General features: G+C 73.2%; 15 protein-coding genes and 1 pseudogene. 6 read left to right on the top strand and 10 right to left on the bottom strand.

The genetic code is table 11. The annotated features are described in order from the left end of the window. The first annotated feature begins 59 nt into the window (after positions 1–59). Positions 60–2,951, top strand: a complete 2,892-nt coding sequence (locus ACZ4FH_RS25560) for a glycoside hydrolase family 2 TIM barrel-domain containing protein (protein WP_467307667.1) — start codon at positions 60–62, stop codon at positions 2,949–2,951. 52 nt (positions 2,952–3,003) lie between these two features. On the opposite strand, the gene ACZ4FH_RS25565 is transcribed toward ACZ4FH_RS25560, so the two are convergent. Then, positions 3,004–4,062 carry a rhamnogalacturonan acetylesterase gene (locus tag ACZ4FH_RS25565; RefSeq protein ID WP_467307669.1) on the bottom strand — a complete coding sequence of 353 codons (1,059 nt, stop codon included), beginning with the start codon at positions 4,060–4,062 and terminating at the stop codon, positions 3,004–3,006. A gap of 213 nt (positions 4,063–4,275) precedes the next feature. On the opposite strand from ACZ4FH_RS25565, the gene ACZ4FH_RS25570 reads away from it, so the two are divergent. After that, entirely contained in the window at positions 4,276–5,211 is a 936-nt protein-coding gene (locus ACZ4FH_RS25570) for a pseudouridine synthase (RefSeq protein ID WP_467307815.1), read from the top strand. A 13-nt stretch (positions 5,212–5,224) separates the two neighbouring features. On the opposite strand, the gene ACZ4FH_RS25575 is transcribed toward ACZ4FH_RS25570, so the two are convergent. From ACZ4FH_RS25575 to ACZ4FH_RS25590, 4 genes are all read right to left on the bottom strand, one after another. Next, entirely contained in the window at positions 5,225–5,854 is a 630-nt protein-coding gene (locus ACZ4FH_RS25575) for an MBL fold metallo-hydrolase (protein WP_467307670.1), read from the bottom strand. Then, positions 5,854–6,939, bottom strand: a complete 1,086-nt coding sequence (locus ACZ4FH_RS25580) for an S-(hydroxymethyl)mycothiol dehydrogenase (RefSeq protein WP_467307671.1) — start codon at positions 6,937–6,939, stop codon at positions 5,854–5,856. Before ACZ4FH_RS25580 ends, ACZ4FH_RS25575 begins: the two co-directional genes overlap by 1 nt. Before the next feature lie 140 nt (positions 6,940–7,079). Next, positions 7,080–8,717: an amidohydrolase gene (locus ACZ4FH_RS25585; protein ID WP_467307673.1), complete on the bottom strand. Its 1,638-nt coding sequence runs from the start codon at positions 8,715–8,717 to the stop codon at positions 7,080–7,082. A gap of 34 nt (positions 8,718–8,751) precedes the next feature. Beyond that, on the bottom strand, positions 8,752–10,266 hold the full coding sequence (locus tag ACZ4FH_RS25590; protein ID WP_467307674.1) for an APC family permease: 1,515 nt from the start codon (positions 10,264–10,266) through the stop codon (positions 8,752–8,754). A gap of 101 nt (positions 10,267–10,367) precedes the next feature. On the opposite strand from ACZ4FH_RS25590, the gene ACZ4FH_RS25595 reads away from it, so the two are divergent. Then, positions 10,368–11,081: a TetR/AcrR family transcriptional regulator gene (locus ACZ4FH_RS25595; RefSeq protein WP_467307676.1), complete on the top strand. Its 714-nt coding sequence runs from the start codon at positions 10,368–10,370 to the stop codon at positions 11,079–11,081. Positions 11,082–11,096: 15 nt separating this feature from the next. On the opposite strand, the gene ACZ4FH_RS25600 is transcribed toward ACZ4FH_RS25595, so the two are convergent. Beyond that, the gene (locus tag ACZ4FH_RS25600) at positions 11,097–11,798 is read right to left on the bottom strand and encodes a FadR/GntR family transcriptional regulator (protein ID WP_467307677.1); all 702 of its coding nucleotides are present in this window, start codon (positions 11,796–11,798) and stop codon (positions 11,097–11,099) included. 156 nt (positions 11,799–11,954) lie between these two features. On the opposite strand from ACZ4FH_RS25600, the gene ACZ4FH_RS25605 reads away from it, so the two are divergent. Next, entirely contained in the window at positions 11,955–12,464 is a 510-nt protein-coding gene (locus ACZ4FH_RS25605) for a gluconokinase (protein ID WP_467307678.1), read from the top strand. Positions 12,465–12,475: 11 nt separating this feature from the next. Next, positions 12,476–13,873 carry a GntP family permease gene (locus ACZ4FH_RS25610; RefSeq protein ID WP_467307680.1) on the top strand — a complete coding sequence of 466 codons (1,398 nt, stop codon included), beginning with the start codon at positions 12,476–12,478 and terminating at the stop codon, positions 13,871–13,873. A gap of 231 nt (positions 13,874–14,104) precedes the next feature. Here the strand turns inward: ACZ4FH_RS25610 and ACZ4FH_RS25615 are convergent. Then, a pseudogene (locus ACZ4FH_RS25615) lies at positions 14,105–14,758 on the bottom strand (cytochrome b/b6 domain-containing protein); the annotation flags it as partial. After that, positions 14,700–15,452 carry a molybdopterin-dependent oxidoreductase gene (locus tag ACZ4FH_RS25620; protein ID WP_467307681.1) on the bottom strand — a complete coding sequence of 251 codons (753 nt, stop codon included), beginning with the start codon at positions 15,450–15,452 and terminating at the stop codon, positions 14,700–14,702. The pseudogene ACZ4FH_RS25615 and the gene ACZ4FH_RS25620, both read right to left, overlap by 59 nt. A gap of 112 nt (positions 15,453–15,564) precedes the next feature. On the opposite strand from ACZ4FH_RS25620, the gene ACZ4FH_RS25625 reads away from it, so the two are divergent. Further along, positions 15,565–16,005, top strand: coding sequence for an ASCH domain-containing protein (locus ACZ4FH_RS25625; protein WP_467307682.1), 441 nt, complete (start codon positions 15,565–15,567; stop codon positions 16,003–16,005). Positions 16,006–16,011: 6 nt separating this feature from the next. Here ACZ4FH_RS25625 and ACZ4FH_RS25630 read toward each other — a convergent pair whose 3' ends face one another. Continuing rightward, the gene (locus ACZ4FH_RS25630; RefSeq protein ID WP_467307684.1) at positions 16,012–17,262 is read right to left on the bottom strand and encodes an FUSC family protein; all 1,251 of its coding nucleotides are present in this window, start codon (positions 17,260–17,262) and stop codon (positions 16,012–16,014) included. Between the two features lie 94 nt (positions 17,263–17,356). Continuing rightward, a complete protein-coding gene (locus ACZ4FH_RS25635) occupies positions 17,357–19,012 on the bottom strand; it encodes an FAD-binding dehydrogenase (RefSeq protein ID WP_467307685.1) in 1,656 nt (551 codons plus the stop codon). Positions 19,013–19,137 lie beyond the last annotated feature (125 nt).

A 19,137-nucleotide genomic window follows, 5' to 3' on the forward strand; every position in this document is an offset into this window, starting at 1 on the left:
AACGGTTCATTCGCGGCTAGCGTCAGCTCCGAGACAGGTGATTCCTCACAAGGAGAACCATGAGTCGCACCGACACCGATTCGCTGACCTGGTACGAGGACCCGAGCCCCGGTTCCGGCGGGCTCCCGCCCCGGGCCCGGTCCGCGGTCTCCGACGCCCGGCGGATGTCCCTCAACGGCACATGGGCCTTCCGGCTCTCGCCCGGGGCCGGGAGCGACGACGAGTCGTTCGCCGGGACCGGCTTCGACGCCTCGGCCTGGGGAACGGTCGCCGTTCCCGGGCACTGGGTGCTCCAGGGGGCCGGGGGCGCTCCCGCCTATACGAACGTGGTCTATCCCTTCCCCGTCGACCCGCCCCGGGTGCCGGACGAAAATCCGACGGGCGACCATCTGCGGACCTTCGAACTGCCCGCCGACTGGCCGGGCTACGGCGAGGCCGTCCTGCGCTTCGAGGGGGTGGAGTCCTGTGCCCGGGTCTGGCTGAACGGGGAGGTGCTGGGCGACTTCAAGGGGTCCCGGCTGCCGCACGAGTTCGCCGTGGGGCCGCTGCTGCGGGCCGGGGAGAACGTCCTGGCCGTACGGGTGCACGCCTGGTCGTCGGGCAGCTATCTGGAGGACCAGGACCAGTGGTGGCTGCCGGGGATCTTCCGTGACGTGACCCTGGAGCACCGGCCGCCGGGCGCCGCGCGGGACTTCTTCGTGCACGCCGGCTACGACCACCGGGACGGCACGGGCACCCTGCGGGTGGAGTGCGAGGGAGCGGAGGGCCGGGTCCTCGTGCCCGAGCTGGGTCTGGACCTCGCGACGGGAGCGACGGCGACGGTGCCGACCGAGCCGTGGACCGCCGAGACGCCCCGGCTGTACGACGCCGAGCTGGTGACGCCCGGCGAGCGCGTCCCGCTGCGGATCGGGTTCCGTACGGTCCTCGTCGAAGACGGCGTGATCAAGGTCAACGGGCGGCGGCTGCTCTTCCGCGGGGTCAACCGGCACGAGTTCCACCCGGAGACCGGGCGCACCGTCGACGCGGCGACCATGCGCCGGGACCTGGTGCTGATGAAGCGGCACAACATCAACGCGGTCCGCACCAGCCACTACCCGCCGCACCCCGACTTCCTGGACCTCTGCGACGAGCTGGGCCTGTGGGTGATCGACGAGTGCGATCTGGAGACGCACGGGTTCGTCGACCTGGAGTGGCGGGGCAACCCGGTCGACGACGCGCGGTGGACCCCGGCGCTGCTGGACCGGGCGGCCCGCATGGTCGAGCGCGACAAGAACCACGCCTCGGTGATCATCTGGTCGCTGGGCAACGAGTGCGGCACCGGACGGGGCCTGACCGCGATGGCCCGCTGGATCCGCGGCCGGGACCCCGAGCGGCTGCTCCACTACGAGGGCGATCTGTCCTGCAAGGACGTCGACTTCTACTCCCGGATGTATCCGACGCACGCCGAGGTCGAGCTGATCGGCCGGCGCGCGGAGGAGCCCTGGCCGGACGCGGAACTCGACGCGCGGCGGCGCGCGATGCCGTTCGTCATGTGCGAGTACGCGCACGCGATGGGCAACGGACCGGGCGGGCTCAGCGAGTACCAGCGGCTGTTCGAACAGTACGAACGCTGCCAGGGCGGCTTCGTCTGGGAGTGGATCGACCACGGCATCGCCCATCCCCGGCACGGTTTCGCCTACGGCGGCGACTTCGGCGAGGAGCTGCACGACGGGAACTTCGTCTGCGACGGGCTGCTCTTCCCGGACCGCACCCCCTCCCCCGGGCTCGTCGAGTACAAGAAGGTCGTCGAGCCGGTGCGGATCGCCGCCGGCCCCGGGGCGGGCGCGTTCACCGTGACCAACGGGTACGACTTCTCGGGGACCGGGCACCTGGAGTTCCTCTGGTCGCACGAGGTGGACGGGCTGCTCGTCGCCTCGGGCACCCTGGACGTCCCGGAACTGGCCCCGGGCGCCCGCGCCGAGGTGGTGCCGGGCGGCAGCGGCGACGCGGAGGGGGTGTGGACGGTGCGGGCGGTGCTCGCCGAGGACACCGCCTGGGCGGCTCGCGGCCATGTGGTGGCCTGGGGCCAGGCCGAACGCGGCGCGCCCGCCGTCCCCGCCCCGGCCACGGGCGCGCGTCCGGTGCGCTCCGGAGGGCGGATCACCCTCGGTCCGGGCGTGTTCGACGCGGCGTCCGGCGTCCCGGTCCGCGTCGGGACCGTGCCGGTGGAGGGGCTGCGGCTGGACGTGTGGCGGGCGCCGACGGACAACGACAACGGCGCGGCGTGGCAGCCGGACGAGCGGTACGGGCTGCGCTGGCGGGAGTGGGGGCTGCACCGGATGCGGCACCGGACCGACGCGGTGGAGACGGACGGGGAGGCGCTGGTGGTGCGGACCCGGGTGGCTCCGGCCGGCCGGGACGTGGGGCTGCGGACGGTGTACCGCTGGACGGCCGACGGGGACCGGCTGGGGCTGACGGTGTCCGTGATGCCGGAGGGCGAGTGGCGGGTGCCGCTGCCCCGGCTGGGGATCGGCTTCGCGCTGCCCGGGGCGTACGGCGAGGCCGCCTGGCTGGGCGGGGGTCCGGGCGAGGCGTATCCGGACACCCGGGCCGCCGCGCTGTTCGGGCGGTGGCGGTCGGACGTGGACGCGCTGCAGACGCCGTACGTCCGGCCCCAGGAGAACGGGGCGCGGGCCGGCGTCCGGTGGGCCGAGCTGACGGACGGGGGCGGCGGCGGGCTGCGGGCCGAGGGCGTCACGCCCTTCTGGTTCACGGCCCGGCGCTGGACGGACGAGCGACTGGACGCGGCGGAGCACCGGCCGGACCTGGTGGCGGGTGACCGGGTCCACGTTCATCTGGACCACGCCCTCCAGGGCATCGGATCGCAGTCCTGCGGTCCGGGCGTGCTGCCGGAGTACCGGCTCGACGCGGCGCCCGCGGAGTTCTCGTTCGTGTTCTCCGCGCTGGGCTGAGCCCGCTTCCGCCGGACCCTCCCGCCCCGGCCGCGGCCGGGGCGGGACCCCGTCAGCGGAACAGGTGTCCGGACAGCAGGTGCTGGTCGCGCAAGGAATCGCGGACCAGAGCGGCGAACGCGGTGGCCCCGGCCTCGGAGGTGTGGGTGTTGTCCCGCTTCTCGTCGGTGAGGTAGAGCGCCTTGGAGGTGTCGGGGCCCAACTCCTCGACCAGGCGGCGGGTGAGGGCGGTGAGGTCGACGAGCGGGACGTCCTGTTCGGCGGCGAGCCGCCGGATCTGCGCGGGCAGGTCCACGCCGAGGCCGTTGACCAGCAGGGCGGTGCCGTTGTCGAGGGTGCCGTCGGCGTTGAACCAGCGGCGGACGACCGGGGTGACCAGCACCGGCCGGCCGCCCTCGGCGCGTATCCCCTCGATCATCGTGGTGAGGGCGGCGCGGTAGTCGGCCTCGGTCGTCTGCTTGTCGTTGTGGGCGAGCTGGATCAGTACGGTGTCGCCGCGCCGGACGAGCGGGCGGACGGTGGCGAAGAGCCGGGGGTCGTCGAGATAGGTCTGCGAACTCTCCCCGGAGTCGGCGTGGTTGGCGACGGAGAGCCCGGCCCGGAAGAACCGCGGCAGTTCCTGGCCCCAGCCGGTGTAGGGGGCGGTGGCCTGGTCGCAGACGGTCGAGTCGCCGATCAGGAGGAGCTGCGGGGTGCGCGGGGCCGGGGCCACGTGCAGACCGGCCAGGAGCGGGGCCGGGCCGTCGAAGACGAGGTCGAGCCCGGGGCTGCCGCTCGCGCCGGTGGGTTCGCCCTCCGGCTCGCGCACGTCGACGGTGAACGAGCGGACCACCGTGCGGCCCGCCGGGGTGGCCGTCTCGGCGAGCAGGGTGCGCCGGGCCTCCGCGGTCACCGTCGTCCGGCCCTCGGCGGCACCGCCGAGGCGCGCGGTGACGCGGTAGGTGCCGGGGGCCACGTCGATGTGGCACACCACCGGGGCGCTCCCGGAGCAGCCGGCCGGAAGGCCGTTCCCGGCGGCGGGGGCGGCGTCGGCCGGGGCGGCCGTGGCAAGACAGACCGCGGCGGCCAGGGCGGTCAGCAGGGCGGGTCCGGTTCTGCGGACGGGGGGCATACGGGGCTCCTTCGGGGACGCGGGTGCGGGGTGCGCGGGTGCCGCCCCGCTTCCCGCCGGGCGGCACCATGCGTCGCGCAAGCGCTTTCTACCCCGCTCGCACTACGATTGAATCCTTTCAGTCCCATGAATTCCACACCGCTGCCGGCCCGGCCGCTGTGGGAGGATTCCGGGCACCATGAGAACCAGCACGACGCCGTCCGGCGGACCCCGATGAGGGGCCGGGCGAAGCCCCCCGCCCCGCCGCTCCCCCAGCACGAGGGGGTCGATCCGGTCCGGGTGCGGCTCCCCGAGGACCCGGCGGGGGCCTGGGCGACGGTCGGGGACCATCTGCGGGAGCGTTTCGGGGGCGCGATCGGCGCGGCACGGGTCGACGCGATGCTGGACGGGGGCCGGTTCGTCTCGGTGGACGGTCCGGTGACGGGCGCCGAGCCGTACGCACCGGGCCGGTATCTCTGGTTCCACCGGGATTTCGCCCCGGAGGAGCCGGTGCCCTTCCCGGTCGGGGTGGTGTACCGGGACGCGCGTCTCGTCGTGGCGGACAAACCGCACTTCCTGGCGACGACACCGCGCGGCAGCCATGTCACCGAGACGGCGGTGGCCCGGCTCCGCCGCGAACTGGGGCTTCCCGGCCTCCAGCCCGCCCACCGGCTGGACCGGCTGACGGCGGGGCTGGTGCTGTTCGTGGTGCGGGCCGGAGACCGGGGCGCGTACCAGACGCTGTTCCGCGACCGGCTGGTGCGCAAGGAGTACGAGGCGGTCGCCCCGTACGATCCCGGGCTGGTCCTCCCCCGGACCGTGCGCAGCCGGATCGTGAAGGAGCGCGGTGTGGTCACCGCCCGGGAGGAGCCGGGCGAGCCGAACAGCGAGAGCCGGATCGAGCTGCTGGAGCACCGGGGCGGACTCGGCCGCTACCGGCTGCTGCCCGCCACCGGACGGACCCACCAGTTGCGCGTCCACATGAACGCGCTGGGACTGCCGCTGCTGCACGATCCGCTCTACCCCGCCGTGGTGCCCGGGGGCACGGCCGAGGACTACGCGCGGCCGCTGCAACTGCTGGCGCGGGTGCTGGAGTTCACCGATCCGGTCACGGGAGAGCCGCGCCGCTTCGAGAGCGGGCTGCGGCTCTCCGCGTGGCCGGAGGGCTGAGGACGGTCCGGGGTCAGTGACCCCGGGCGATCCACTCCTCCAGGTGCGGGGCCTCCGCCCCGATCGTGGTGGAGTCGCCGTGCCCGGTACGGACGGTGGTCTCCGGGTCCAGGACGAGGAGCCGGTCCCGGATGGAGCCGACGATCGTCGGGAAGTCCGAGAAGGACCGTCCGGTGGCGCCGGGGCCGCCCTGGAAGAGGGTGTCGCCGGTGAAGACGGTGCCGAGCGCGGGGGCGTACAGGCAGACCGCGCCGGGGGCGTGGCCCGGGGTGTGCAGCACGGTCAGCACGGTGCCCGCGACGGTGATCTCCTGGCCGTCGGCCAGTTCGCCGTCGGGTGCCCGGTCCGGGTGGGTCTGCTTCCACAGCGGCAGGTCGTCGGGGTGGAGCAGCACGGGCGCGCCGGTGGCGGCGGCGAGCTCCGGGGCGGCGTCGATGTGGTCGTTGTGCGCGTGGGTGCAGATGATGGCGCGCAGCGTACGGCCGCCGAGGGCGGCCCGGATGGCGGCGGCGTCGTGGGCGGCGTCGATGACGACGGCCTCGGTGTCGTCGCCGACGATCCAGACGTTGTTGTCGACGTCCCACTCGCCGCCGTCGAGGGCGAAGGTGCCCGAGGTGACCAGGTGGTCGATGCGGGCGGCCATCAGAGGACCACCACCGAGCGCAGCACGTCGCCGTCGTGCATGCGGGCGAAGGCCTGCTCCACCTCGCCGAGCCCGATGGTCTCGGTGACGAACGCGCCGAGGTCGATGCGGCCCTGCTGGTGGAGGTCGATCAGCATCGGGAAGTCGCGCGAGGGGAGGCAGTCGCCGTACCAGGAGGACTTGAGGGAGCCGCCGCGGCCGAAGACGTCCAGCAGCGGGAGTTCGAGCTTCATCTCCGGGGTGGGGACGCCGACCAGGACGACGGTGCCGGCGAGGTCGCGGGCGTAGAAGGCCTGCTCGTACGTCTCGGGGCGGCCGACCGCCTCGATGACGACGTCGGCGCCGTGGCCGCCGGTGAGCGAGCGGACCGCCTCGACCGGGTCGGTGGCGCGGGAGTTGACGGTGTGGGTGGCGCCCATCTTCTTCGCCGTCTCCAGCTTGCGGTCGTCGATGTCGACCGCGATGATCTTCGCCGCTCCGGCCAGCCGGGCGCCGACGACGGCCGCGTCGCCGACCCCGCCGCAGCCGATGACGGCGACCGAGTCGCCGCGGCCGACCTGGCCGGTGTTGATGGCGGCGCCGATCCCGGCCATGACACCGCAGCCCAGCAGTCCGGCGACGGCCGGGGAGACCTCGGGGTCGACCTTGGTGCACTGGCCGGCGGCGACGAGGGTCTTCTCCGCGAAGGCGCCGATGCCCAGGGCCGGGGACAGCTCCGTGCCGTCGAGCAGGGTCATCCTCTGCTTGGCGTTGTGGGTGTCGAAGCAGTACCAGGGACGGCCGCGCAGACAGGCGCGGCACTGGCCGCAGACGGCTCGCCAGTTGAGGACGACGAAGTCGCCGGGGGCGACGTCGGTGACGCCCTCGCCCACGGACTCCACGACGCCCGCGGCCTCGTGGCCGAGGAGGAAGGGGAACTCGTCGTTGATGCCGCCCTGCTTGTAGTGCAGGTCGGTGTGGCAGACGCCGCAGGCCTGGATCTTCACCACGGCCTCACCCGGACCCGGGTCCGGGATCACGATCGTCTCGACGCGGACCGGCTCGTTCTTTCCCGGTGCGATGACCCCTTGTACGTGCTGCGCCATTCCCGTGGACTCCCTTTCCCGACATGTCCTGGGATCGACCCGTGCCGACTTTTCCGGCAGATCGATCTCGGACCACCGTACGCGCCCCGGAGCGGCGGGGGCGTACCCCGGGGCGCACTCCGTACGGCCGTGCCGTCCGCTCAGTCCCCGTACACCCGCCGTCCGCCCACGTAGGTCGCCAGGACCTTCGTCGCGGCGATCTCCTCGGGCGGTCCGTCGTACGGGTCGCGGTCGAGGACGACGAGGTCGGCGAGGGCGCCGGGGCGGAGGGTGCCGGTGTCGTCGAGGTGGTTCACGTACGCGGATCCCGCCGTGTACGCGGCGATCGCGTCGGTCAGGGAGATCCGCTGGCCGGGGAGGAAGACCGGTCCGTCGCCGCCGGGTGCCACGCGGTTGACGGCGGTGTGGATGCCGTGCAGCGGGTCGACGCTGCTGACCGGCCAGTCGGAGCCGGCGGCCACGGTGGCTCCGGCGTCGAGCAGCGCGGCGAACGGGTACTGGAGCGCGGCGCGTTCGGCGCCGAGGAAAGGGATGGTCAGTTCGTCCATCTGCGGTTCGTGGGAGGCCCAGAGCGGCTGGATGTTGGCGGTGGCGCCGAGGGTGCGGAAGCGGGGGAGGTCGTCGGGGTGGACGATCTGGAGGTGGGCGAGGTGGGGGCGGGTGTCGGTGCGGCCGTTGGCCGCGCGGGCGGCCTCGACGGCGTCGAGGGCCTCGCGCACGGCCCGGTCGCCGAGGGCGTGGAAGTGGGTCTGGAAGCCGAGCGCGTCGAGTTCGGCGACGTGGCGGCAGAGTTCGGCGGGGTCGACGAAGCTGGTGCCGGTGTTGCCGCCGGCGCAGCCGCAGGCGTCGAGGTAGGGGGCGAGGAGGGCCGCGGTGCCGGTCTCGGCGACGCCGTCCTGCATGATCTTCACGGTGCCTGCGCGAAAGTTGCGGCCGGTCAGTTCCCCGCGCCGGGCCACGAGTCCGGGGATCTGTTCGGCGCCGCGTTCGCGGTCCCACCACAGGGCGCCGGTGACGCGGGCGGTGAGGGTGCCGTCGCGGTCGGCGGTGAGGTAGGCGTCGGAGACGTCGTCCATGGAGCCGTACGTGCCGACGATGGCGTCCTGCCAGGCGGTGATGCCGTGTGCGTGCAGCAGGCGCTGGGCGCGGAGCAGTCCGGCGAGGCGGTCGGCGGCGGTGGAGCGGGGGGCGTGGCGGGCGACCAGGTCCATGGCGCCCTCCTGGAGGAGTCCGGTGGGCTCGCCGCGGTGGTCGCGTTCGATGCGGCCGTCGGCGGGGTCGGGGGTGGCGGCGGTGATCCCGGCGAGCGCCAGGGCCCGGCTGTTGGCCCAGGCGCCGTGGTGGTCGCGGTTGACGAGGAGGGCGGGGCGGTCGGGTACGGCCGAGTCGAGCTGTTCCCGGGTGGGGGCGCCGCCCTCGAACGCCTCCATGGACCAGCCGCCGCCGGTGATCCACTCCCGTTCGGGGTTGCGGTCGGCGTACGCGCGAACGGCGGCGAGCGTGGCACGGGCGTCGTGGGCGTCGGTGAGGTCGCACTGCGCCATCTCCTGTCCGGCGGCGACCGGGTGGACGTGGGCGTCCTGGAAGCCGGGCAGGAGGAGGCGGCCGGCGAGGTCCACCACCTCGGTGCGCGGGCCGATGAGCGCGCGGACCTCGTCGTGGCCGACGGCCGTGATCCGCTCGCCGGTGACGGCGACGGTGGTGGCGCGGGTGCGGGCGGCGTCCATGGTGAGGACGGGGCCGCCGGTGAGGACGAGGTCGGCGTGGGTGCGGGGCATGGGGTTCCGTTCGGTGGGGTGGTACGGGGCGGGGTCAGGCCGGTTCGGGGGCGGGTTCGGGGGCGGGCTCGGCCGGTTCCGCCGGGGGGACCGAGCGGCCGGTGGCGAAGTAGGGGGATTTCCGGGCCCACTTGGCCCAGGCGGCCGCGGCGACGCCGGAGAGCAGCATGACGGCGGGGCAGAGCAGCATGAACCAGCCGTTGTCCGGGCTGATCTCGAAGTGGTCGGCGGAGGTGTAGAAGGTCCAGCAGAGGTAGCCGCCGAGGCCGAGCAGCACCAGGGCGCTGACGACGGGCAGGACCACGGCCCGCAGGGCCAGGGACGGGCTCTCCCGGAAGGCGCCCCGGAAGCGGGCGGCGGCGGCCAGCGCGGTGAGGGCGTAGTAGAGCGAGACGACGACGCCGATGGCGTTCACGGAGGCGAGGACGAGGTCGCCGACCTTCGGGAGGACGAGCGAGAGCACGGCGACGGCCGCGGCGACGCAGCCGATCACGACGGTGCCGGCGGCGGGGGTGCCGTAGCGGGGGCTGACCCTGGCCCAGAGCGGTCCGAGCGTGCGGTCCCGGCTCATCGCGAACATGCCGCGCACGGTGGGGATGACGCCGGACTGGAGGGAGGCGACGGCGGAGAAGGTGAGCGCGATCAGCGGCAGCGCGGCGAGCGGTTCACCGGCGAGGCGGTCGCCGAAGTAGGTGAGCCCCTGGGCGCCGTGGGCGGTGAGTTCGTCGAGCGAGAGGACGCGCTGGAAGGCGAACGAGCCGAGCAGGAACAGGCCCAGCATGGTGAACAGGGTGATGGTTCCGGCCCGGGACGCGGCCCGGGGGTCCTTGATCTCCTCGCTGACGCTGAAGGTGGACTCGAAGCCCCAGAAGCAGAAGACGGAGAGCAGGAGCCCCTGGGCGAGTTGCTGACCGGACGGGATGGTGAAGGGGTTGATCCAGTCGAGGCTGAAGGGGTGGGGGCCGGCGAACAGGGCGTAGCCGCAGAAGCCGAGGAGCACGGCGTACTCGAAGACCAGCAGGTACTTCTGGAGGTTGGCGGCCGAGCGGATGCCGGTGACCGCGGTGAGGGTGACGGCGACCAGGACGACGATGCCGAGGGCGGTGGACTGGGCGGTGGAGTCGGGGTCCAGCGTGAGGCCGGCGAGTCGGTGCAGCCCGGCCTCACCGGCGAGCTGGATCACCGCGGAGCCGGTGACGGTCGTGGTGTAGGCGAGGAAGACGACCGTGGAGACGATGCCGATCCAGCCGACGAGGAAGCCGAGCCAGGGGCTGAGGGAGCGGCCGACCCAGACGTAGCCGCTGCCCATGTTGGGCTCGACCCGGTTGAGCCGGGAGTAGGCGCCCGCGATGCCGAGGATCGGCAGGAAGGCCAGCAGCATGATGATCGGCAGGTGGAGGCCGACGGCGCCCGCGGTCACGCCGAGGCCGATGCCGATGCTGGTGGTGGCGGCGGTGGACGAGGCCGCGATGGCGAAACCGTCCACCACGCCGAGGCTCTTGCGCAGGCCGGCGGGTGGCTGGTCACGGTGGGCAGGACGAGAGGACACGGCCGCTCCTTTACCGGGGGGGCGCTCTTCGGCCCCGATGGCGGCACATCGAACTCCTCGGGGGTTCCGCACGTCAACGGCGTTGTCGTAAGGTGCCCGGCATGAACGCGAGCGAGCGGGTGGTGCCGGAGGACGCGCGGCGTCGCAGGCGCCCCACCAAGCAGGGCACGGTGCTGTCCGAGCGGCTGATCGTGGAGACGGCGCTGCGGCTGATCGGCGAGCACGGGGCGGCGGCGCTGACGGTGCGCCGGCTGGGCGCCGCGCTGGGCTGCGATCCCAGCGCGCTGTACCGGTACTTCCGCGACACGGACGATCTGCTGCTGGCGGTGGCCGACGAGCTGATCGGGCGGACGCTGCGCGCGTGGCGGCCGACGGGCGACTGGCGGGCCGATCTGCGGGCGCTGGGGCTGCGGATGCACGCGGACTACCTGGCGCATCCGCAGGCGGCGATGCTGACGTGTGCGCGGGTGACCGGGCGGACCCACGAGATCCGGTCGGTGGAGGCGATCCTCGGGGTGCTGCGGGGCGCGGGCTTCCCGGACGCCGAGGCGGTGCGGATCTACCACGTCTTCGTGGACCAGACGCTGTCGTTCGCGGCGCTGGACGCGTCCACGCTGGTGCTGTCGGAGCGGGCCAGGGCGCTGGAGGAGCAGGCGTGGCCGGAGGTCTACGCCCGCCAGCCGGCCGAGACGCATCCGCACATCGCGGCGACCGCGCCGGTGCTGGTGGCGGAGATGGGGCGCAGCGGCTACCCGGCGGCGCTGGAGATGGTCCTGGCCGCGGCGGCCGCGCGGCTGCGGCACGTCACGGAGTGACGGGGGCGGGGCGGGTCAGGGGGCCAGCACGTCGAGTTCGTGCAGGGCGCCCGTGGCGATCTCCTTGGTGAGGCGTTCGGCCGCGGCCGCGTCGCCCTCGCGCACGGCCTCGGCGAGGCGGACGTGCAGGGTGACGGCGGCGGGGTCGGGGTCCTCGAACATGACCTGGTGGTGGGTGCGCCCGGCCAGGACCTCGGCGACCACGTCGCCCAGGCGCGCGAACATCTCGTTGCCGGAGGCGTCCAGGACGATCCGGTGGAACGCGATGTCGTGCTCCAGATAGGCCTCCAGCTGCTGGCCGCGCGAGGTGGCGACCATGCCGAGGGCGCGTTCGGTCAGCTCGGCGCACTGCCGCGCGGTGGCGTTGCGGGCGGCGAGCGAGGCGGCGACGGGTTCGATCGCGGAGCGCAGCACGGTCAGTGAGCGCAGCTGGCGGGGGCGGTCGGCACCGGCCAGACGCCAGCGGATGACCTGGGGGTCGTAGACGTTCCACGCCTCGGTGGGGCGTACGGTCACGCCGACCCGGCGCCGGGACTCGACGAGGTGCATGGACTCCAGGACGCGGATCACCTCGCGCACGACCGTGCGGGAGACGTCGAAGCGGTCCGCCAGCTCGTCGGTGCGCAGCACGCTGCCGGGCGGATGCTCCCCGGCCGCGATCTCCAGGCCCAGGGTGTCCAGCACATGTGTATGCAGCCCCTGGCCCCGTGTGGTCATGACCCCAGCGTACGGGGGCGCTTCCGGTCGGCCACCGCCGGAACAAAAAGTACGACGTTTATGTCACAGCATCTTGAATAAGTCGTACGTATAGGTTTCAGTAGCGCGACGGACCGATGTCGAGGACGACATCGACGAAGACAGCGAGGCACCGACATGAGCACCCCCCACGTCGTCGTGGTGATGGGCGTCGCAGGAACCGGCAAGACCACGATCGGCCCCCTGCTCGCCGACGCCCTGGGCGTCCCGTACGCCGAGGGCGACGACTTCCATCCCCCGGCGAACATCGCCAAGATGTCGGCCGGCGTGCCGCTGGACGACACGGACCGGTGGCCCTGGCTCGACGCGATCGGGCAGTGGGCGCACGGCCGGGCCGGACTCGGCGGGGTGGTCAGCAGCTCCGCGCTCAAGCGGTCCTACCGCGACCGGCTGAGGGGCGAGGCCCCCGGTGCCGTCTTCCTGCATCTGACCGGCTCCCGCCCGCTGATCGCGGAGCGGATGGCCGGACGTACGGGCCATTTCATGCCGACCGCGCTTCTCGACTCCCAGTTCGCCACCCTCGAACCGCTCGCGGACGACGAGGCCGGAGTGGCCGTCGACGTGTCCGGCACCCCCGAGGACATCACCCGGCGGGCCGTCGACGCGCTGCGCCGGCTCGACAGTTAAGGATCATCACCGTGACCAGTCTCAGCGTCGAGACGCTGGCAGCGGACGCCGTCGAACCGATCACCTCGGCCGGCAACGCGCAGTTGGGCATCGCCGTCCTGGCGGGCATCGCCGTGATCGTCGTGCTCATCACCAAGTTCAAGATGCACGCGTTCCTCGCGCTCACCATCGGCTCGCTGGCCCTCGGCTCCTTCGCCGGGGCCGCGCCGGCGAAGACGATAGCGAGCTTCACCGCGGGCCTCGGCTCCACCGTCGCGGGCGTCGGCGTCCTCATCGCGCTCGGCGCGATCCTGGGCAAGCTGCTCGCCGACTCCGGCGGCGCGGACCAGATCGTCGACACGATCCTCGCGAGGGCGAGCGGACGGGCCATGCCGTGGGCGATGGTCCTCATCGCCTCGATCATCGGCCTGCCGCTGTTCTTCGAGGTCGGCATCGTGCTGCTGATCCCGGTGGTGCTGCTCGTCGCCAAGCGCGGCAACTACTCCCTCATGCGGATCGGCATCCCGGCGCTCGCCGGTCTCTCCGTGATGCACGGGCTGATCCCCCCGCACCCCGGACCGCTCGTCGCCATCGACGCGCTCGGCGCCAACCTGGGCGTCACCCTGGCCCTGGGTGTGCTGGTCGCCGTACCGACCGTGATCATCGCGGGCCCGCTCTTCTCCCGGTACGCCGCCCGCTGGGTGGACATCAAGGCGCCGGAGCAGATGATCCCGCAGCGCCCCTCGGAGGACCTGGACCGCCGGCCGAGCTTCGGCGCCACCCTGGCCACGATCCTGCTGCCCGTCGTCCTGATGCTGGTCAAGGCGCTCGTCGACATCGTGGTGGACGATCCCGAGCAGGGTCTCCAGAAGGTCACCGATGTGGTCGGCTCGCCGCTGATCGCCCTGCTGGCGGCGGTCGTCGTCGGGATGTTCACGCTGGGCCGGGCGGCCGGGTTCACCCGGGCGCGGCTCTCCACCACCGTGGAGAAGTCGCTCGCCCCGATCGCCGGTGTGCTGCTCATCGTGGGCGCGGGCGGCGGCTTCAAGCAGACCCTGATCGACGCCGGTGTGGGCCAGATGATCCTGGACTTCTCCAAGGACTGGTCGATCCCCGCACTGCTGCTGGGCTGGCTGATCGCGGTCGCGATCCGGCTGGCGACGGGTTCGGCGACGGTGGCGACCATCTCGGCGGCCGGTCTGGTGGCCCCGCTGGCGGCCGACATGTCGACCTCCCACGCGGCGCTGCTGGTCCTCGCGGTGGGCGCGGGCTCGCTCTTCTTCAGCCATGTCAACGACGCCGGCTTCTGGCTGGTGAAGGAGTACTTCGGCATGGACGTCGGCCAGACCGTGAAGACCTGGTCGGTGATGGAGACGATCATCTCCGTGGTGTCGCTGGTCTTCGTCCTGCTGCTGTCACTCGTCCTCTAGGGCGTGTCCGGAAAGTCCCGCCTGCTCGGCGACGCCTGGCACGCACTCCCCCATGGTCTCGGCTTCGCTCGACCACGGGGGGACCCCCTCCCGCGTTGTCGGGATCACCCCGATACATCCAGTATCGGGGCGACCCTCCGCCTTGCGATCGCACGCACCAGACGCCGCCGAGCCCGCCCTACGGGCGGACGGCGCTACTTTCCGGACACGCCCTAGCCGGTCCCCCGCCCCGGGCGCCCACAGCGGGTGCTCGCGGCGGGCCCACTCCCGGCCCACCGACCCGGAGCGCATGCCGCGGCGTGCCTCCGGGTCGGCCCACGCCAGGGCGATGTGGCCGGCCAGCACCAGGCCCGCCGCGAGGGCCAGCCAGTCGTGGACGAAGGTCGCGGCGGTGCGCCACACCAGCGGGGCGAACCCGGTGAACCACATCAGCAGCCCGGTGCCCGCCATGACCAGCACCGCCCCGGCGATCCACGCCGCGTACAGCTTCTGCCCGGCGTTGAACTTCCCGGCCGGCCGCGCACCGGGCCGCCGGTCGCGCCGCAGCGCCGCCCGCAGCCACCGCCGGTCGTGCGGCCCGAACCGGTTGAGCCGCCGCAGGTCCGCCCGCAGCGACCGCGCCGCCAGACCCGCGAGCAGCGGTACGGGGACGAGCAGCCCGGACCACTCGTGCACGGTGACCACCAGGTGGCGGCGCCCGACGAGTTCGGCGAGCTGCGGCACGTACAGGCAGGCGGCCGAGGCCACGCAGAGCAGCATCAGCGCGGCGGTGGCCCGGTGCACCAGGCGCGCCGGGCGGGCGAACCGGAGGACCCGGCCCGCCGGTTCAGACCGTGGGGGCGTCGTCGCGGCCGTTGGACCGGCCGACCCAGGCGTCGACGTCATAACCGAGCTTCTCCCAGTAACCGGGGCGTACGGAGTCCGTGACGGTGATCCCGGAAAGCCATTTCGCCGACTTGTAGAAGTACATCGGGGCCACGTAGAGCCGTACCGGCCCGCCGTGCGCGTGGGACACCGGCTCGTCGTTCATCCGCAGCGCCACGAGCACATCGGCGCGACGGGCCTGGCCGAGGGTCAGGCTCTCGCTGTAGGTCCCGTCGAAGCAGGTGAAGCGGACGGCCTTCGCCCCGGGCCGCACCCCGGCCGCGTCCAGCAGGGCGGAGAGCCGCACGCCCTCGAAGGCGGTCTCCGGGACCCGCCAGCCGGTGACGCACTGGACGTCCCGGACTGTACGGGTCTGCTCCATGCCGCGCAGCGCGTCCAGCGTGTAGGCGGCCGGGCGGTCGACCAGCCCGTCCACCGTGAGCCGGTAGTCGGCGGCGCCCTTGGCCGGTACGGAGGAGGCCACGGAGTAGTAGCGGAAGCCGCCGCCGTTGGGCAGCAGTCCGGTGAGCCCCGTGGGGTCCTTTCCGGCCACCGCGCCCAGGCCCGATTCCAGGGTCCGTTGCAGCACGGGCGCGGCGACGAGTCCGGCGGCGCCGAGGCCCAGCATGGCCAGGACCACGCGGCGGCCGACAGGGGCGCCGACGCCGTCCGGGCCGTCGTCTTCCGGGCCGTCATCGGGTGGGGAACTGTTCACTCCACGATTCGAGCACCCGGGGCGCCCGTGCGCCAGGGCCGGCGGCGGGCCGTCACCGTCCCGTCAGATTTCGCCGCGCGCCGGTCCGGGGCCGGGTGCCAGACTGACGCCCATGCCGAACCGTGAAGCACTCAAGCCCTTCCTGCTCGCCTTCCCCGGGCCGCTGCGCGACCAATTGGTCGCCGCGGTCCTGGACGGGCGGAAGGTGTCGACCTCCGGACTGCTCGTCGAGTACGAGATCGAGCAGGAGGAGCTGCCGCCGGTCGGCGAGCGGTCCGCCCTCATCGACTCGGACGGCCGGGAGGTCGCCGTACTGGAAGTGACCGGGGTACGGGTGCTGCGGCTGGCGGACGTGGACCTCCGGCACGCGCTGGACGAGGGCGAGGGCTACGCGTCGGTCGCCGAGTGGCGGGCGGGCCACGAGCGGTTCTGGCACAGCGAGGAGATGCGGGACGCGCTCGGCGACCCGGAGTTCACCGTGGACGACGAGACCATGATCGTCGCCGAGCGGTTCCGGGTGGTCGAGCGCGTCGAGGCGGGCGCGGAAGGCTGACCGGTCTCACCGCGCCCCGGTCTCCGTCCGCTTGCCGCGCCCCGCGCCCTTCTCCAGTCCCAGGCGGCGGCGGAAGGCGAGCAGCCGAGGGTGGCGTTCGTGCAGCACGGCCGAGCGGCGGTCCAGCTCCTGGCCCAGGCGCTCGGCGCGCTTCTCGATGTCGAGTTCGTCCAGGATGCGGTCCACCTCGGCGAGCAGCGCCCCGTGCAGCTGCCACTTCCGGGGATGCTCCTGGACGGCGGCCAGCAGCATGTCCGCCACCAGGTCGCGGGTTCTGCGGCTGGTGTCGAGCGCGTCCGTGAGCCGGTCCTCGGCCTCGTCGGCGCTGGCGGCGACCGGGGTCGTGATGAGCAGCGAGAAGCTCTCGATGGCCCCCGCCATCTGTTCGAACAGTTCCGTCATGTGGGCCGCGACCTCGGCCGGGAACTGGGGTGCGTCGCCCCGGTCCTTGGCGAGGTCGGTCAGGGTCCTGGACAGCACCCGGACGACGACGGCGCAGATCTCCAGCGTGTCCAGCCCCGTCCGCAGCACCACGCGGTGCAGCAGCCCCTGCCGCACCCTCGGGTTGTACATGAGGCTTTCCTCGGCCTGCCGCAGGGAGGCGTCCACCTCCACGATGTCGTGGTCGAGACGGCGGGCCCGGTGCAGCCGGTCGGCCGCCTCCGCGACGGTGACCGGGCGGGCGAGGTCGCTGCCCAGATCGCGGAACATCTCCCCCATCTCGCGGGCCAGCCCGTCGATGGAGGCGCCCGCGGTCTGCACCCAGACGGGCGGGGCGAACAGCAGGTTGAACAGCAGACCCACACCGGCGCCGATCAGGGTCTCGTACACGCGCTCCCACGCCATGCTGGACCGCGCGGCGTGCGAGGTGACGCCGAGGACCAGCATGGCGCTGATCGCCACCTCGGGGACGAACTCGTCCACCCGGACCAGTCTGCCGATGATCAGCGCCGTGAAGATGGTCAGTCCCAGGCTCCACCAGGACAGACCGACCAGGGCGCTGAAACCGCTCGCGATGAGGACGCCGACGACGACGGCCACCACGCGTTTGACCGACATGGTGACGGTGGCGTAGAGGGTGACCTGGACGACGAGCAGTGCGGTCAGCGGTGCGGTCAGGGGTGCGGGCTCGGTCAGGGCCGCGGTCGCCACCGCATAGGCGATGACCGCGGCGCCCGTGGAGCGCAGGGTCTGCGCCGCCACGGGCTCCGTGGTGCGCCGGACGAGGTTGATGACGGGTTCGGCTACTCCTGGCATCTTCTTCCCATGCCCGGACAGGGGCGTCTCCCCACGGTTCCGCCCCCGGAACCCCATCGGACGGACGCGCCCGGGGCCCCTCGGCCGGCCGCCGTCAGCCGACCGCCTTCGCCGCCGCCCGGCCCGCCGCCCGGCCGGAGAAGATGCAGCCGCCGAGGAAGGTGCCTTCCAGGGAGCGGTAGCCGTGCACCCCGCCGCCGCCGAAACCGGCCGCCTCACCGGCCGCGTACACCCCGGCCAGCGGGGTGCCGTCGGCGGTCAGGACCCGGGAGGACAGGTCCGTCTCCAGGCCGCCGAGCGACTTGCGGGTGAGGATGTTGAGCCGGACGGCGATCAGCGGCCCGGCCTTCGGGTCGAGGATGCGGTGCGGGGCGGCGGTACGGATGAGTTTGTCGCCGAGGTAGCTGCGGGCGCCCCTGATCGCGGTGATCTGGAGGTCCTTGGTGAAGGGGTTGGCGATCTCCCGGTCGCGGGCGGTGATCTCGCGGCGCAGCGCGTCCTCGTCGATCAGCCCGTCCCCGGTGAGCGCGTTCATGCCCCGGACCAGGGCGCCGAGGTCCTTCTCGACGACGAAGTCGACGCCCTTGTCCATGAAGGCGCGCACCGGTCCCGGGACGTCGGCGCGGGCCCGGCCGATCACGCCGCGGACCGACTTGCCGGTCAGATCGGGGTTCTGCTCGGAGCCGGAGAGCGCGAACTCCTTGCCGATGATCTTCTGGTCCAGGACGAACCAGGTGTACTCGTGGCCGGTGCGCATGATGTGTTCGAGGGTGCCGAGCGTGTCGAAACCGGGGAAGAGCGGGACGGGCAGCCGCTTGCCGGTCGCGTCCAGCCAGAGGGAGGACGGGCCGGGCAGGATGCGGATGGCGTGCTTGTCCCAGACGGGGTCCCAGTTCTCGATGCCCTCGGTGTAGTGCCACATCCGGTCGCGGTTGATGTGGTGGGCGCCGGCCTCCTCGGCGATGCCGAGCATCAGCCCGTCGACGTGGGCGGGGACGCCGGAGAGCAGCTTGGCGGGCGGGGTGCCGAGCCGTTCGGGCCACTGCTTGCGCACGAGGTCGTGGTTGCCGCCGATGCCGCCGGACGTGACGATCACCGCCTGGGCCCTCAGCTCGAAGGTGCCGGCGGTCTCCCGGCCGCTCGCGGTGCCGCGCGGGGCGGCGCTCGGCTCCAGGATCTCGCCGGTCACGGTGTCGACGGCGCCCCCGGTGCGGGCGAGACCGGTGACCCGGTGGCGGAAGCGGAAGGTGACGAGCCCCTTGGTGACGCCCTCGCGGACCCGGCGCTCGAAGGGGGCGACGACGCCGGGGCCGGTGCCCCAGGTGATGTGGAAGCGGGGCACGGAGTTGCCGTGGCCGTTGGCGTCGTAGCCGCCGCGCTCGGCCCAGCCGACCACCGGGAACAGCCGCAGGCCCTGGGCGTGCAGCCAGGAACGCTTCTCGCCGGCCGCGAAGTCGACGTACGCCTCGGCCCACTTGCGCGGCCAGTGGTCCTCGTCGCGGTCGAAGCCGGCCGTGCCCATCCAGTCCTGGAGGGCCAGTTCGCCGCTGTCCTTGATCCGCATGCGGCGCTGCTCGGGCGAGTCGACGAGGAACAGGCCGCCGAAGGACCAGTGGGCCTGGCCGCCGAGCGACTGCTCGGGCTCCTGGTCGAGCAGGAGGACCGAGCGGCCCGCGTCGACGAGTTCCGCGGTGGCGACGAGCCCCGCGAGTCCCGCCCCGATCACGATCACGTCAGCGTCGTACGCCATGGGGTTCCGTCCTTGTCGGGGCGACCGGGCCGCGGTCCGGTGGAGGAGCGCGCGCCGCCCGTGACGGCCGGGCGCGAAGTTACTGGTGCGTCAGATCTTCGGCACGGGCCGTCCCCGCGTCAACC

It is taken from the genome of Streptomyces sp. NPDC024555 (assembly GCF_055559335.1).